This window comes from Paenibacillus sp. JNUCC 34 (assembly GCF_058269055.1).
The window spans coordinates 3,979,285-3,995,299 of sequence record NZ_CM177770.1; the positions used below are offsets into that span (position 1 = coordinate 3,979,285).

The 16,015-nt window shown below is 43.4% G+C and carries 12 protein-coding genes; 5 read left to right on the forward strand and 7 right to left on the reverse strand.

What is annotated here, in order from left to right:
* Positions 1-94: 94 nt before the first annotated feature.
* Together AC2TF5_RS18720 and AC2TF5_RS18725 are read right to left on the reverse strand one after the other, a co-directional pair.
* On the reverse strand, positions 95-1,411 hold the full coding sequence (locus AC2TF5_RS18720; RefSeq protein ID WP_491298684.1) for an MFS transporter: 1,317 nt from the start codon (positions 1,409-1,411) through the stop codon (positions 95-97).
* 262 nt (positions 1,412-1,673) lie between these two features.
* Positions 1,674-2,039, reverse strand: coding sequence for a group I truncated hemoglobin (locus tag AC2TF5_RS18725; protein ID WP_491298685.1), 366 nt, complete (start codon positions 2,037-2,039; stop codon positions 1,674-1,676).
* Positions 2,040-2,150: 111 nt separating this feature from the next.
* On the opposite strand from AC2TF5_RS18725, the gene AC2TF5_RS18730 reads away from it, so the two are divergent.
* Positions 2,151-2,369: a hypothetical protein gene (locus tag AC2TF5_RS18730; RefSeq protein WP_491298686.1), complete on the forward strand. Its 219-nt coding sequence runs from the start codon at positions 2,151-2,153 to the stop codon at positions 2,367-2,369.
* Positions 2,370-3,263: 894 nt separating this feature from the next.
* Here the strand turns inward: AC2TF5_RS18730 and AC2TF5_RS18735 are convergent.
* Together AC2TF5_RS18735 and AC2TF5_RS18740 are read right to left on the reverse strand one after the other, a co-directional pair.
* Positions 3,264-4,931, reverse strand: coding sequence for a restriction endonuclease (locus AC2TF5_RS18735; protein ID WP_491298687.1), 1,668 nt, complete (start codon positions 4,929-4,931; stop codon positions 3,264-3,266).
* Between the two features lie 15 nt (positions 4,932-4,946).
* The gene (locus AC2TF5_RS18740; protein ID WP_491298689.1) at positions 4,947-8,486 is read right to left on the reverse strand and encodes an nSTAND3 domain-containing NTPase; all 3,540 of its coding nucleotides are present in this window, start codon (positions 8,484-8,486) and stop codon (positions 4,947-4,949) included.
* A gap of 623 nt (positions 8,487-9,109) precedes the next feature.
* Here AC2TF5_RS18740 and AC2TF5_RS18745 point away from each other — a divergent pair.
* The 3 genes from AC2TF5_RS18745 to AC2TF5_RS18755 are packed head-to-tail and all read left to right on the forward strand — an operon-like array spanning position 9,110 to position 11,085.
* Positions 9,110-9,472 (forward strand): YhjD family protein, encoded by a 363-nt coding sequence (locus tag AC2TF5_RS18745; protein WP_491298690.1) that lies wholly within the window; start codon positions 9,110-9,112, stop codon positions 9,470-9,472.
* A gap of 18 nt (positions 9,473-9,490) precedes the next feature.
* On the forward strand, positions 9,491-10,756 hold the full coding sequence (locus AC2TF5_RS18750; RefSeq protein ID WP_491298691.1) for a DNA polymerase IV: 1,266 nt from the start codon (positions 9,491-9,493) through the stop codon (positions 10,754-10,756).
* Complete coding sequence (locus AC2TF5_RS18755) at positions 10,753-11,085, forward strand: YolD-like family protein (protein WP_491298692.1); 333 nt, start codon at positions 10,753-10,755, stop codon at positions 11,083-11,085. Before AC2TF5_RS18750 ends, AC2TF5_RS18755 begins: the two co-directional genes overlap by 4 nt.
* Before the next feature lie 209 nt (positions 11,086-11,294).
* Here the strand turns inward: AC2TF5_RS18755 and AC2TF5_RS18760 are convergent, their stop codons facing one another.
* Positions 11,295-12,596 carry an NCS2 family permease gene (locus AC2TF5_RS18760; protein ID WP_491298694.1) on the reverse strand — a complete coding sequence of 434 codons (1,302 nt, stop codon included), beginning with the start codon at positions 12,594-12,596 and terminating at the stop codon, positions 11,295-11,297.
* Positions 12,597-12,769: 173 nt separating this feature from the next.
* On the opposite strand from AC2TF5_RS18760, the gene AC2TF5_RS18765 reads away from it, so the two are divergent.
* A complete protein-coding gene (locus AC2TF5_RS18765; RefSeq protein ID WP_491298695.1) occupies positions 12,770-13,444 on the forward strand; it encodes an SOS response-associated peptidase in 675 nt (224 codons plus the stop codon).
* A gap of 151 nt (positions 13,445-13,595) precedes the next feature.
* On the opposite strand, the gene AC2TF5_RS18770 is transcribed toward AC2TF5_RS18765, so the two are convergent.
* Together AC2TF5_RS18770 and recG are read right to left on the reverse strand one after the other, a co-directional pair.
* Positions 13,596-13,883, reverse strand: coding sequence for a stage VI sporulation protein F (locus tag AC2TF5_RS18770; protein ID WP_491298696.1), 288 nt, complete (start codon positions 13,881-13,883; stop codon positions 13,596-13,598).
* A gap of 79 nt (positions 13,884-13,962) precedes the next feature.
* The gene (gene recG / locus AC2TF5_RS18775; RefSeq protein ID WP_491298697.1) at positions 13,963-16,014 is read right to left on the reverse strand and encodes an ATP-dependent DNA helicase RecG; all 2,052 of its coding nucleotides are present in this window, start codon (positions 16,012-16,014) and stop codon (positions 13,963-13,965) included.
* Between the last annotated feature and the right edge of the window lies 1 nt (position 16,015).

Here is a 16,015-nt window from a genome sequence, read left to right on the forward strand (position 1 = left end):
TTCGGATCATCATCGTTCCTCCCGCCGAGCAAAAACTTCTCCATAAAGAGCAGATGCCATCACGACATCTGCTCTTTTCAATTTCCGTATCGGTTTACAGTTTAAGTTCTATTTCAGTTCCCGGAATAACTTTCGGTACGGATACGAGTGATTTGCGGTTGATCCACCCGACAAGAGCCGCAAAAACACTCAAGGCAGCGGCAAATAAGTACATATTCACAATTCCGAACAGTTCGGCAGCCCCGCTCATTAGCAGCAAAGAAATACCAAACACCGTGTTGAGCAAGGTTGATTGGGCTGAGAACACCATCGGCAGTAACTCTTTTGGGGCGCTGTGCTGGATCAGTGTTCGCCGGGATACCGCAGACAGTTCGGTACACGGCCCTGTTATCAGGACTAGCAAGAGCGCTAACGGCGCGGAAGTATTAAGAGCGAACAGCAGGGTCATGACCGCATACCCAAGCATTCCCAATAGCATGGCCGAGAACATTCTTTTTTCCAACCGATCGACAAAAGCAACGACCAGAAGGCCCCCAAGCACCGCACCGGCAAAATAGCTGGCGTTAATGTACCCCCACCATTGTTCGTTTTTGTGCAGCACTTCTTTAACGAATACGAGCATGAATGCACCTGCCCATACGGAACCTCCCAGCATATCGGTCATATCCATCAGCGTTAGAGCGCGAAGGCGTGGAGATTTAAATAATACGACCCAGCCCTCCTTCAACGTATCCCAACGCGAGGCCGTACGCCTATCCGCTTCGGAATGCTCCCTCGGTTGTTTACTCAAGCCAATACTAGACGCTGTTCCACGCCAATCCCAAAAATTCCGGCGTTTAGGTTCTGTCGGATCTTCAATCATAAAGGTGACAATCATGGCCAGACCATACCCTGATGCCACGATAAGCAGCACCGGGAACGATCCTAGCATGGCGACTAACAGCCCGCTGACCGCCCAGCCGGCGAACTGAACTACTTGATCCGTCGTTGCGATCATACCGTTCGCCTTCATCAAGACGTGATCGGACACCAAGCGCGGCACCAAGGCGTTGCGGGTCGGTGTCGTCCAGCCGTCTAAAAAGGAGATGCAAATAATAAATCCGTATATTATCGTTAGGTTCTCACCGCCTATCCAAGGCGATAAGTAACCCGCAAGCAGTACAAACAACAAAAATTGCCCGCACTGCGACAGGGCAAGCAGAATAGGCAGTCGATATTTGGCGATGATTAACGGTGCTAGTAATCCGCTGAAGAGCTGGGCGATTACCCGAAAAAAGGGCACCAGCGTTGCAAAAACGACAGAATCGGTTCGTTCCAGCACAAAAGTAGTAAGAGCAACTAAATACAATACATCTACCGTATTAGAAAGGGTCTGTGAACCCCATAAATAATAAAATGACCGTTTGAACATTACTTTCATAACTCCCTTATTCAATTGATCGAAACCGGTGTATCGGTATCAGATATAAGTTCAAATGGTCGATCAAATCGGTCTCATAGATGTCTCCTTTATGCAAATAAAAACAGCTGCTTATGTATCTACGTTTCCATTGCTGTAATAAATTAGTTAACCCAGATTATACCTCATCAGTGGTTAATAGGAAAGGGGAATAAAAAAAGCCGAGTCGTGAGCAGGAGTAGAATTAACTTCCTGAACCGCTCGGCTGAATCTCCTATTTGTACATTACATCGTCTCTCAAGGTTTCGACGGTACTTAGTGCTTGGTTGATATTATCTTCATTTACCCCAAAATGTTTTAACGCATCATGTAAATGTTTCACAATCGCATCAAAGTGTACAGGTTGCAGGTTCATGCCAGCGTGTACTTTTGACATAGATTGCCCTGAATATTGGTTGGGACCACCCAGAGCGAAGCTGATGAATTTGGTTTGATGTCGGCGTTGTTTCTCCATGTCCGTGTTGGCAAAAAAGTGGTTGACGGTTTCGTCAGCTAAAACGAGTTCGTAAAAATAATCCACAACTTTCCCAATCGTTTCTTCACCACCAAGTTTGTCGTAAAGTGCTGTAGTTGAAGCCATGGTTACCTCCTCGTTTCTGTCATGAGCATAGACAAAGATAATATTTCCAGTAGCGGATGAAATATACGATCGGCTCTAATATAATCAATATTTCTGGCGAAGATCTTCTCTATGGAGTACATTCAAGTCTTTTACGGATATAGTGGCACACATAAGATCGGCGCCGTCGGTTCTCACTCCGGTTCTTGGTCGGAGAATGAATCAACAGCTCACATCACCCACAGACCGCTTGATGTACCGGAACGTCCATTCATCGCTTTGGACGATGACCGGTTCCGGGTTTTTATAACCAGAATAATCAACGGGACCAAAGATCAAGGGCCAACGTAGTCCCTCCACCGATCGATTCACAAGCAGGAGTGCAGCGGAGACGGCAAATCCTCCCCAGAGCATCCGCAGGGGCTTGTTCCGCGCCCCTATTAGCCATACAAGCATAAACCACGTTAAAAATAAGATAAATCCACTCCACAATCCTCATATTCTATATGTCCCCTTGTCTCCTGCTGTGGTTGAAATAGAAATGCAGCAGCTTCTCCTGCACACATGATAAAACCTCCTGTAACAGGAGATTCAAGGATTATTTTTGGGAAGGATCACTAGTTTTCGTTAAATAAGAAATCAACCAGCAAAGGTTGCCCGCGGCAGCCTTGCTGGTTGTAGATGAAAAGCCAGGCGATATTTAGACCTAAACCAGTTATCCTCTTTTTTTCGTATAGGCCCATCTTATATCAAACTTTTTGACCTCTAGAAATTTTATATTTTGTACATATGTATATAAACTGTTATGGCTCCCCATTGTGGGTTATTCACTTATTCAAGTACATAAAGACTGTTCAGTTTTGAGTTCACTGAAAGTCATCATGACATTCAATAATCGTGTGAATTGCCCTCGAACCACCCGTTGCAAAATAGATCTTCCGAAAGAATTGGGCAGTATCTACCTTGATATTTGCAGAACACCTTTCAACCTCATCGTATTCAGGAAATCCATGTAGGATTCAATACGTCCACCGAATGGTACGGGCCACTACAGCTTTCATTTAAGTAGTCTTTCTCTCTTACAATTGTTGAAAATCCCACCGTAATAAGAAGAATTACTTCTTTCAGCAGTACCATCAATTTTGAGTACTAGGTCTAATCATACTTCTTCGTCCACTTGGCCGTTTGGAATGAAACTCCTCTCTGAGTATTCACCATCAAGCAAGCAGTTTTTACCTATACGTATCAAAAATACATCTGTTCAGTACTGTCTTCCAATCTATGCTCAAAATATTCTATTTTGTCCCGTATTAAATCATAAGCCTGTTTATCTATTCCTATTGCCTCAAGTTCTTTTAAAGAAATGGGAATAATCAATTTTCCACCTGAATGCTGATGTTTAATTTCTTCCAAAGCAACCGATGAAAAACCTGTTCTGCTAAAAATCATTGCCCCATGAATTCCTTTGGCTCCCATAGTCGGAACCAAGTTACGAATATCCGATACTGCCACCTTATTTTTTCGATTCTTACATTCGATTAGAATCAAGGCGCCAAGTTTCCAAAGCCAGGAATCGTATGATACGTTGCAGCAGTAAATATCAACTTCTGCCCTTCCTCTTATTGATCTTGTATCAGTGATCTTTAAACCTGGGATGGTACGAATAAAATACTGTGCCAGTTCCTCAAGTCTTGTTCCTTTCTCATAAGAATCGGAGACCTCTTCCAATTGAACAAGTGACTCTTTCCAGTAGATGTTGTCTAAGGTAATCGAATCGAGGTTTTTTCTCACATCCATGTTTGAATTTCTGCCGATAAACCGATGTACCTCTGGTAGATAGGCATGCCGATTTCGCATCATTAACAAAATGTTTTTAGAAATACCTGTTTCTTCTTCTCCTTTTAAATACTCGCTTATATTCCCTAACGTTATTCTAAGAACTTCTATAAATTTATTTACTTTTATAACTTTTTGTTTAATCAGAACGTACGGACAAATATGTTTTCCTAAGTATTTACAAAAATTATGATATAATAATTCGAAGTTAATATTTGTAAGTTCTTCCTCATCAGTTGTGGCTAACACATAAAGAAAAACATAAAACCATTCAGAAATTAAATCAATATGTTGATAGTGATATCCAAAAGCATAAATAGGATTAAGCAATATTTCTTCTATTTCAGCTACAGTCCATTGACCAATATGCGTACTATTTAGCTTACTCAGACCTACTTCAAAATCCCCTGCCAATGGTAAAAACATTCCGCCCTCGAGTAGTATACCCCAGTTTCCATATCTGTCAGGAAAAGAAGCTAATACCTTACGGCCAACCATGTTTCGCAAAATAAAAGATCGAGTTAAACATTGATAACCCTTCATAGAAAGTTGCTCACGGTCAAACCAGAAATTGATTGTCTGCTCCACGTTCTCTAACTGAAAATCACTCGGACTAGACGTTTGATAGAAAACTAATACGATTAGGTCATCGTCCTCAATAGGAAATATCTTCACCATCGGATAATAAACTTTATTAGCAGTTACCAATTCTGATAGGTAGATCCAATACAATGACTCCAAACAGTATCGATCTGTTTGTTTCAATTTTTCTTTTATTCTTTTCAGAATCTGTTTATGCTTATTTTGTAAAAGTTGGTCAAATACTTGTTTTATTCTTGTTCTCCAAACTTGCTCTACACGACTAAGCTTATCTATATGACCGGCAATAACATAAAGCTTTGGAGCTTGTACACAATCCTCAAGATCAGCTGAAGTCAAATAACTTGTTTGAGCTTTCTCTATAAAATCACGAAAAGGATAATGATAGTTATCAATACATTGAATCATCATCTCATCATCCTTAAGGAAACCATCAACAATAGAAAGCAGTAAACCAGAACTGTCGGGAAATCTCATTCTCTCCTCCTGTACTTAATCGACTAATGCAAATCTGCGGGTTTTCGAATCATTTAAATAAGAATCAAGGCGAAAGCTGTACTTATCAGCCTCTGTTTTCTCTACCTTTTCTAATACTTGCCGATACGAATTCATTAGAAAATCACACACACCTAAAGATTCAAGAATCTCTAACAATTCTGAATTTGTACTATGTTGAGCCAGATCAAATTCATATTCATCCTTATCATAACCTGGGGATCCTTGCTCCATAATGAATCGGCTTAATCTCAACAAATCTGATTGATGCTCCTTACTTCTCTTCTCCTCAGAGAAGCTCATCAAAAATTCCACATCCAACAAGTTATGACCAATAAACTCTAATGCAGAGCTATATAACCCGTTGCAGCTTGAGCCTGGAAACTCAGGAAGAAGTGTGTCTTGGGAAATTTTATAACTCAGAGTGATTTCAAGAAACCTGAAACTAGAAGAACAAACTGTTTTGAGATTAGTCGTATCTACTGCAGCCAAATACTTCTTCAAAATCGGAACTAAGTAATACTTATAAAAATCTTTGAGATCTAACTCAGAGCATAATATCCAAATATCGTGTTCAATATCAATAAAAAACCTATTAAGATCCAATAGCTCACCGTAAGTAACCGACTTTTCCTTCTCATGAAGACAAAGAAATCTTTTTACTGATAAATAAGCGTGGAAACCTAATGTTTGAAACTCGTACCATTTTCCTCTTTGAACGATGAAAGGGAAAGATAATAGTATATACAAATATGACTGCTCTGTATCCAATATTGTTTTAAAAGCTGGATGATTTTCGATCATACGTTCGGAAAAAATGATTTCTCCTTTCCTCATCATGTCAAAAGCAAATTGAGAAAATGCTTCAACAATAATATTTATATCAGAATCAGAATTCGTACTTTGGTATTGCTTAATTAAATGAGATGATAATTGTTCATAAAATGCAGCGCTTGTTAACGGCAAGTTCCTTGCTTCATGATAAAAAGTAAGTAAAATAGACAATCTGCTCCAATTACTAAAAAAAGGCCAGATATACCATGGCTCTTCGTTCTTGAATAAAGCAATCAGTTCGGCTGCTTCGTTCGGAGTAAAAGCATTTTTTTGAATGAAATTAATAATATCTTCATCAAATATTTTTTCTTTTACTCCTAAAAGTGCATCTCTCTCTTCCTCCATCAATTCTTCTACTTTTCGCTTCTCATTCTCCTCATTTATAATTTCTTTTTTCATATTCTCTAGCCACTTTTTATTTTGTTCGTCTTGTCCATCTTTATAATATCCCGCGATCTCATTTAATTCTTTACGGAATGCTTTGCTATCACGTAATTTATAAGTTTCCAATATCCTTGGATAAATGATATCGATCAGATAATCATTTCGATCGTATTCCATATCATAAAGAAAGAAATCAACGTCATCTAGCAGTAGATCCCTAATACTGCTCTTTATTGTTGAATAATTCACTTTCTTGAAATCAGCAAAATCTTTTGGGAAAATTTCCTCAAATTCATTAAGTACCAATAGATGTTCAGCAAATCTGCAGCGTTCATAAAAGTCATTGATTAATATTTTCCCATCAAGTTCAATCTTTAGTGAAATAGCAGCTTTAATTAGATAAGGAAACTCAACCATATCATCATAAGATAATGGATAGTCCTCTTCGTGAAGTTTTGAACATAGATATTGAATTTTATGATTCATTAAATCAAACATTTTAGCATTTTCGGTGATTTCAAAGCTAAATACAATATCCTGTAATTTTCTAACAATACAATCTTCGGGTTTATCATAAACGGAAGGTATTCGCTCGTAAACATCCCTATCTGAGTAAGAATATTTTAAAGTATCAAATTCAGAAATAACTTTATCGATTAACAGATTCTCAAGGTTGTGAGGCAAGCGTATCATATCTCGAAAAAGAATATCTTCCTCAGAAATATCATTTATTTTACGTACTGAATTCGTAGCTTTAAACATAAAAAGCAGTTGATTTATAAAAGGACTACCTTGAATAAGCACCTTGCCGTAATATTGCACATTCTCAACCAGATGTCTGTATAGAAAATCCTTAATGGTCGGGTTTTGGAATTTTACTAAGATTGTTGATGTTGCCTTCTCACGGTAGGTCTTAATCATCGTTTTCTCTAATTGTGCAACAATACTGTCAAATTCCAGTTCATGAATCTGTAGGTGGCTTTTCCCACCAGCCTCTATACAAGAGTAGTAAGAAGCTTTTAAATCGATTAATCTCATGGGTTGAGATGATAAAAACAAGATTAGAGCTGTCAGCTGAGAACCATAGGTCTGCTTCATAAAAATACTCTTCCAGAAATCCAGCGGTTTTCTTAAATAATTAAGAAACTCCTCATAATACTCAGCTGGAGAACTATCCGCTAATAAAATCGATCCTTGATTCAGAAAAGTTTCAATAATTCTTGGATTATAGTTGGAATGGTTAATGATATGCTTATAGCCATCAGCTATAACTTTGACATAATCCCATTCAAGACGTGAGAAATAAAGATGATTGGACAAAATTTTTGCCTTTACTAAATCTGAGTAATCTTCCAATTGAAGAAGACATTTCCCAAAATCGAATGTTCTTTTGAGTTGTTCATCTTGATATTGGGTTAGACCTTGCTGAATTACATATTCTCGGGAAGTTAAAATCAAAATTTTATTAGGTGAATCGGAGATCTGCTTAATAAACTTCAGCAATTGCTTCTCTTCGTTGTGAGGAAGCTTTTCGTCTTTGAACGTATCTCCCCAAAAGTCATCAAAAAAGAAAACCTGCTTCTCATTCTCTTTGTACATTCTCAGAGCTGCTCCCACTGTATTCGCATAAATGAACTCTTTGTACCCTTTACGTTGTAAAAAATAAGCAGCTAAACAACGACCTAATGTTGTTTTTCCAATACCAGGCTCTCCCGATATCAATACATACCTAAAATTCTCTAAAATATCGATAGCTCGTCCAAAACTAGGATTTTGAACGAAAACTTTCACCGTTTTCTTTATTTCCTCTAGCTCTCCCCTCGACTCCGTAAGGATATCTCGGTGAATAATTTCCTCAATAAGCGAAGTTAAGACGTTGGTACTGCTGAGCCAAAGTTTATAATGTGTGCGTTCAACATGATAGTATTGCTCATTGCTTAGTAGCTTGTTCAAATCTTCCCTATCTATAATGTCATCCCGTGTCGTAATCAAGCCATCGAATAGATCAAGTATTTCATCCCGTTCCTTGATTTGAAGCGTAATAGAGGTGACAAGAATGTAGCGGGTTGGTTCTAACGCTTTGGCTTTCTGCTTTTCTTGATTTTTTAATACATTTAACAACTGTCTATAATTGTTTTGATAGCATTTTACCTGAACAATAACTTTTGTGGTACCTTCCCAATAACGGAGATCGATCCCTCCATCTTTCCCTCGACCGGAAATTTCAAATGGCACTTTTTCCTTTATTTCTAAAATATCCCGCACCAATTCTTCAAACTCACGTGGAGATAGGCAATTATGAAAATCATAGTTAGGCATTTGTTCACCTGCTCACTGGTTATTTAAAAAAAGTCTTTTATCAACTAAGAAGCACATTTACCAATGTTTTTCTTAATGACTATGATTATCGGTTACATCGACAGGATATTTCACACTCTACTTTACCACAGCTTACGAACTTCCCAGGTTTGATTTAAGGCCGATATTATTTAAGAGTTAGTAGACCTCCATTGAGGTACTAGCTTTCCTAATGATCTTGCTTATATTAAGTTTAATTTTCTCTCTTTTTCGACTTCATATTTTTAAGGATTTCAGATAGTCAACTCTAACACAAGTCGGCCTCCAACAGACCTCCGTCCTAACAAAGGTGTTATTGTTTCCATTTTTTCACATTTCTATTATAACTGATTTATCTTCCACACATGATTTAACCTATGAGGAGCAATATAAGCTGGGCTCTATCAATCACGTTCAAAGTATGACATTTCATACTCCAATGTGTATCAAATTAAAAATACAACGTACACGAAATTAACATTATTGATTTATCATCATTTACTTTTCCTAACCCAATTAACGGTATTTACCGCTTGCATATAGAACATTTGTTCGTTATATAATAATGAAGAATGTATGAAGAATCAGAGGAGGCCGATGTAGCTATGTCCACATCTCCGCTGCAAACCGGGGAAGAGCTCCAAATGGTGAAGGAATGTGCAACCCTGCCCATCCTGCTTGATGTCCTAGAGAAGGATATCCGGAGCATGGAAACATCAGGCCTGACGGACCTTTATATAGAACGCCTAAGGGATATTCAGAGATCCTCCATGACCAGGCTGAGCCGGCTCAAAAATGACTGCCGCACGCGCAGCATCACGATTATGGAAACCCACCGGAAGGAGTATTCCCTGCTGCTCCGTTACCGATGCCGCGGTTACCAGCATCACATGGAGCTGCAATGGGAGTTTGTGAGAGCCGACATCGAGCAGCGGCTGGCCGAGGCGCTTCACATCAATCTTGAATAAAATAAGGGGTGAAATGACATGCATAAACGTCAGCAACGTGTCATCTTTTTGGCCGACTGCCAATCTTTTTATGCCTCTGTTGAAAAAGCGGCCCACCCCGCTTACGCTAACAAACCGCTCGTCGTATCGGGTGATCCGTCCCGGCGAAGCGGCATTATTCTAGCTGCCTGTCCCCTGGCTAAGAGTCACGGTGTAACGACGGCCGAAGCTTTATGGCAAGCTCAGCAGAAATGCCCTGATCTCATTGTCATAAAGCCTCGGATGAGCGCCTATATCCGGGTATCCCTGCAGATCATGACCATCCTGGAGTCGTATTCGGATCTCGTGGAGCCGTTCAGCATTGACGAGCAATTCATTGATGTGACCGCCAGTCTGGTGCATTTCGGCTGTTCGCCTGCGGAGCTCGCCAGTCACATCCAGATGAGGGTAGAGAAGGAAACCGGCATTCGTACCCGTGTCGGCATCGGACGGAACAAGATCCTTGCCAAAATGGCTTGTGACAATTTTGCCAAAAAAAACGAAGACGGCATTTACGAATTGAACGAACACAATATGGAAGCCCTCTGGTCTTGCTCCGTCCATAAAATGTTCGGTGTCGGCTCCAGAACGACACGCCATTTAGCCCGCCTTGGCATTCATACCATTGGCGAGCTGGCCCACACTCCTCTTGGAGAACTCAAGCGGAAGATGAAACGTTACATGAAAAAAAACTGCGACATCTGGAGCGAGGTGCTATGGCGAACGGCCAACGGCTATGATGACTCCCCTGTTACCCCGGACGCTTTTGAGCAGCAAAAAGGAATCGGACGACAGACCACACTGCCTGTCGATTATGACAGCCGGGAGGATATCGATGTCATATTAAATGAGCTATCCATGCTTATCTGTGCGCGGGCCCGCGCCAAAGGCTATATGGGCAATGTCGTTCAAGCCGGTGCTCAGGGTTCTGAGTTTGGTCACCCGGTAGGATTTTCACGTCAGGTAAAACTCCCCGAACCGACTCATCTTTCACGCGAGGTATATGCTGCAGCGAAGCAGCTGTTCGACACTCACTGGGATGGAGGGCCGGTCCGGAAAATTTGGCTCTCCCTCGGCGAACTGCAGAGTGATGACGTCTACCAGCTTTCCCTATTCGGAGACCGGGAGAGACTGATGCATCTGGAGCACACGATGGATGAAATACGGGAAGTATACGGACCCGCCTCGGTTTACTTCGGTTCCTCCTTAAAAAACACCAGTCAGCTAAAGTTTCTTAACACGAAGATCGGAGGTCACTACAAATGAAGAAACTGACGGGCAATGGACTATGGGAGTCTAGCCGGATGATGTTGTTTGAGCATCGTGACGCTATTTTAGCCAAACAGGAACAAAAGCATAAACAGGAGCATCCTTTCCTCGACGAGCAGCAGGTGGAATGGATTTCAGAAAAGCTGAGTCTGGCCTATCATAACAAAGGGGCTGTACAACTTCAGGTATTCGGGGAATACGGGGACTATAGCGTGACCGGCATGGTTGATCGCATTGATAGCTTTAGACAGCGTATTTACATCCAGGGCTCATGGATACCGCTTTGTGATATTTTGGAGGCAGCAGATATAGAGCCTCCTTCCTGATCCAAGATCAGAATAAGTCGAACCGGCATAAAAAACATCTATCGATGTACATCTAAGAAGACAGACCGCATTTAGCGGTTGTTTTTCTTGAGAGATAAGGTTGCAACTCACTCCGAAGTTATGCTTACTTATCTCTAAAAAAAAGCCAGAGAATCTCACCTAAATTACAGGGGAAATTCTCTGGCTTTTTGCATTTCACACACCCATGATTAATGGGGAACAAACACAAGCTGTAATACAAACAGTACGGCAAAAATGTACATCAGCGGGTGCACCGCGCGGAAGTTACCTTTAACCACTTTCATCAACGGATAAGAGATAAAGCCAAGCGCGATACCTGTCGCAATACTCGATGTGAGCGGCATCGTCAGAATGACAAGAAATGCCGGGAACGCTTCATCAAAGTCGTCCCATTTAATGCTTCGGACATTGCTCAGCATCAGGCATCCAACCACAATCAGTGAAGGTGCCGTAATCGCAGACAAGCCGGATACAGCTCCAACGAGCGGTCCGAAAAACGCTGCAATAGCAAACAGCACTGCAACGACAACCGCCGTCAGTCCTGTCCGACCGCCAGCGCCCACACCGGCCGCAGATTCGACATAAGCGGTCGTAGGGCTAGTACCGACCATGGAGCCGGCAACGGTTGCGATGGAATCAGAAAACATGGCACGCTCAGAACGCGGTAGCTTGTTATCTTTCATCAGGCCCGCCTGTTCAGCTACACCGACCACCGTACCCGTTGTATCGAACAGGGTTACTAGCAGGAAGGAAAAGACGACTGCATACAAACCGTTGGAAATAACATTACCTGCAGCCTCGATCGGATTCCACACCAAGATCCCCTCAGGGAGCGAAGGTAAAGACATAATTCCGTTTGAAAAGGATAACATATCCGCAAAATAAGCGATAATACCCGTAATGATCATCCCGATAAACAAGGCTCCCTTAACATCCCGGGACAACAGAATCAAGGTTATCCCAAGGCCAACCAACGCGAGCACAACCGAAGGCTGGTGCAGATCACCCAGTGCTACCAGATTGTCCGGGTGAGCTGTGACGATCCCGCTCATCCGCAAGCCGATAAAAGCGATAAACAAGCCGATTCCCGCCGTAATGGCATGTTTTAAATTCGGCGGGATCATTTCGATCAAACGGCTGCGCAATGTGGTCATCGACAACAGTAGAAACAGGATCCCTGCGATAAACACAGCCGAGAAAGCTTCAATATAGGACAAATTAGCATGCCCTTGAACAACCGAATATGTAAAATATGCGTTGAGCCCCATACCCGGCGCTACAGCGATCGGATAACGGGCTACCAGGCCCATCAGCAGGGTACCGATCACCGCGGCTATAACGGTTGCGGTAAAGCTCTGCTCAAATGGAACACCTGCTCCGGACAAGATCAGCGGGTTTACCACCATAATGTACGCCATGGTAAAAAACGTGGTCGCTCCGGCAATGACTTCTGTTTTGACCGAAGTCCCATTGGCTTTTAAATCAAACACTTAATTGCCTCCATTTCTGATGTTGAGAATCACGTGATGCAAAAACACACCTAACTATTATAGGTGACAACATCATTTTTCGCCAACACTAACTACGTGTATACTTTAGATTAAGTGAAATAATCCGCATGAGAATATAACTATTATCATTGTGCCTGAAGGAGGCGAATTGTATGTGCGGCCGTTTCACACTTACCGTCACATGGAAGGATCTGATGGAACGGTATCTGATTGATCCTGAATCCACCACCCCTTTCCATACCCCCCGTTACAACATTGCACCAACGCAGATGGTCACTGCAGTTATTCATGACGGCGTACGCCGCCGCATCGGACAGTTGCGCTGGGGGCTTGTCCCTTCCTGGTCACGCGACTCTTCCGGTGCCGCCAAAATGATCAATGCCCGAAGTGAAACGCTGGAGGAAAAGCCGGCATTCAAGACACCTTTCCTGCGCAAAAGATGTCTTATCCCCGCTGACGGTTTCTACGAATGGCAGCGCACAGCGGACGCCAAAACACCTCACCGGATTGGTATGAAGGACGGCGGGATATTCAGCATGGCAGGCTTATACGATATGTGGACCGCACCGGATGGGAGCAAGCTCAGCACCTGTACCGTCATCACTACTCGGCCCAATCCGCTGATGGAACGTATTCATGACCGGATGCCCGTCATACTTAGTTCTGAAGACGAAGCCTTGTGGCTCAGCCGCAGTGCAGATCCAGGTGATCTCAAGCGGCTGCTCAGTCCCTTTCCGGCTGTCGAGATGACTGCCACTGTTGTCGGAACAAGTGTCAACTCCGTCAAAAATGATACTCCGGAATGCATCCAGCCCGTCACGGGCTAGAGTTTTTCGTACCGTACAGCTTCCAGCGCCGGTGTAGAGTTGTATGACGGCGGTCAACCAATCGCTATGCCCCCGGTATATGAATAGGCCCCTGCAAGGAATGTAATCCAGCAGGGGCCTATTGGTATCTACTTGGCATGAACCGCTGAACTTAGCGGAACATACCCCAGAGCTTAATCAAGTGAAACGTATTCTTCGGATCAATCCGCTGGGCAAGAACAAACTGCACAATCTGCTGCTCCTCAGCAGTACTCAGCTTTTCGTTTAGAATCCCCGTAGATGTCCGCACCAGCTGATGCACTTTCGCGCTATTTTGAAGATCAGCTTTTGACAGACCTTGAACCAAACCTTTAATCCTTTCCTTGACGGCAGGATTTTTCATTTTCAGCTTGATGCGTTCCACCAGCTGCGGACTAATTCCATATTGTTGATAGCTCAAACGTTTGGCACCTCCCGTAATAACTCCTGTCACTGTTTGAGTATATGACGAGGGCCGGTCCATTGTGCTACTTGTTCAACTAATCAATAAGATCACCTTGAAAAATCTGTTCCCGTTGTAAATACTCACGCAAAGGAGCATAGGTTGGAGATGTCCAGAAAGAAGCATCCCCGACTAAAGTTGCAGCATCACCTCTTGCCTGCTCCACCACTTCAAAATCCGCAACCATGTCAGCCAGCCGGAATTCCGGAAGTCCGCTCTGCTTCGTACCAAAGAAGTCACCCGGTCCCCGCAGGTCCAAGTCCCGACGTGCCACCTCGAATCCGTCTTCAGTCTCGGTCATGACCTCCATACGTTCCTGCCCAACCTCAGATTTCGGATCAGCAACAAGGATACAGTAAGAGGCATGAGCGCCCCTGCCTACCCTACCGCGCAGCTGATGAAGCTGCGACAGGCCGAAGCGGTCAGCGTCCATAATAATCATCAATGTAGCATTAGGAACGTCAACCCCAACTTCGACAACCGTGGTGGATATGAGCAATTGCAATTCGTTGCTGTAAAAACCGCGCATGACCTCATCCTTCTCCGCCGGCGTCATTCGGCCGTGGAGCAGTCCTACGCGATATTTCGGGAAAGCTTGCTGCATCTGGACGTGAAGATCAATCGCATTTTGCACATCCAGCTTTTCGGATTCCTCAATAAGCGGACAGATCAGATATGCCTGACGACCCTGCTCCACTTCTCTAGCGATAAATCCGAGCACACGTTCCATCAAATCATGCTTAACCCAATATGTCGTAATGGGAATTCGCCCCTTCGGTCTCTCTGACAAGGTCGAAACATCCATATCGCCAAAGGCAGTAATGGCCATCGTCCTGGGAATCGGTGTAGCGGTCATCGTCAGTACATCCGGATTATATCCTTTCCGGCGAAGTACGCTGCGTTGATTCACACCAAAACGGTGCTGCTCATCCGTCACGACAAGCCCCAGTTGGCGGAAATACACATCCTCTTGTATCAGAGCATGAGTACCGACAACGATGTCGGTCAGCCCCATCTGCAGCGAGGCAAGAAGGTCCTTACGTCTCTTCCCCGTCACGCTGCCTGTCAGAAGCCCCACAGTCACTCCAAACGGTTCAAACAGCTTTTGTAGTGAACGCATATGCTGCTCAGCTAAAATCTCCGTAGGCACCATTAAAGCACCCTGGAAACCTGATCTTACCGTTGTGTACAAAGCGATCGCAGCCACAACCGTTTTACCAGAGCCAACATCACCTTGTAGCAATCGGTTCATGCAGTACGGCGAGCGCATATCATGCAAAATCTCAAGCTCTACCCTCTTCTGCGCATCCGTCAGCTCAAAGGGCAGACTCCGTACAAACTCCCTTATGGTTGAATTCTCCGTGGTATGTACTACGCCATCCATCCGGTCGCGGTTCAGCGCACGGAACGCCTGCATTTTCAGCTGGAACATAAACAGCTCTTCATACACCATCCGCCGCCTTCCTTCCTGACCTTCTTTGGAATCCACCGGCTGATGAATGGTAGCGATAGCCTGCTTGCGCGGCATCAGATTATACTTTTGAATAAGAGCAGGCGGAAGGATTTCCGGGATTATTTCACCGTACTGCTGCAATGCCTGTCCGATCGTTTTTCGAATCCATCCTTGAGTTATCTTTCCACCAATAGAATATACGGGCTGCAGCGTTCCGCTCCGGTACGCTCCTTTATCCGGGAATTCGGATTCCGACGCTGTCAGCTGCAGACGTCGTTGATCCCATTTTCCCGTCAGGACGATTTCCCGGCCCGCCGTCAGCTGATCCTTTAGGAAGTGGCGGTTAAACCAAGTTGCGGTAAACATCCAATTCTCAGCCAGCATTTTGCACGACAAACGGGATTTACGTCCGTATCTCTGCAGCACAGGGATACCCGCTATTTTGGCCTGTATCGTAATTTTATCCCCGTCCTTTACCTCGCTGAGTGAGCGGAGGCGGTAATCCTCATACCGGAACGGGTAGTACTCCAACAAATCTTTAACCGTAGAGACGCCAAAGGCGTGAAGCTCCCCTTCTTTCAGGGCGCTCACGCCGTTTATCTGTCTTACGGATATTTGATCCAGATCGAGACTCATA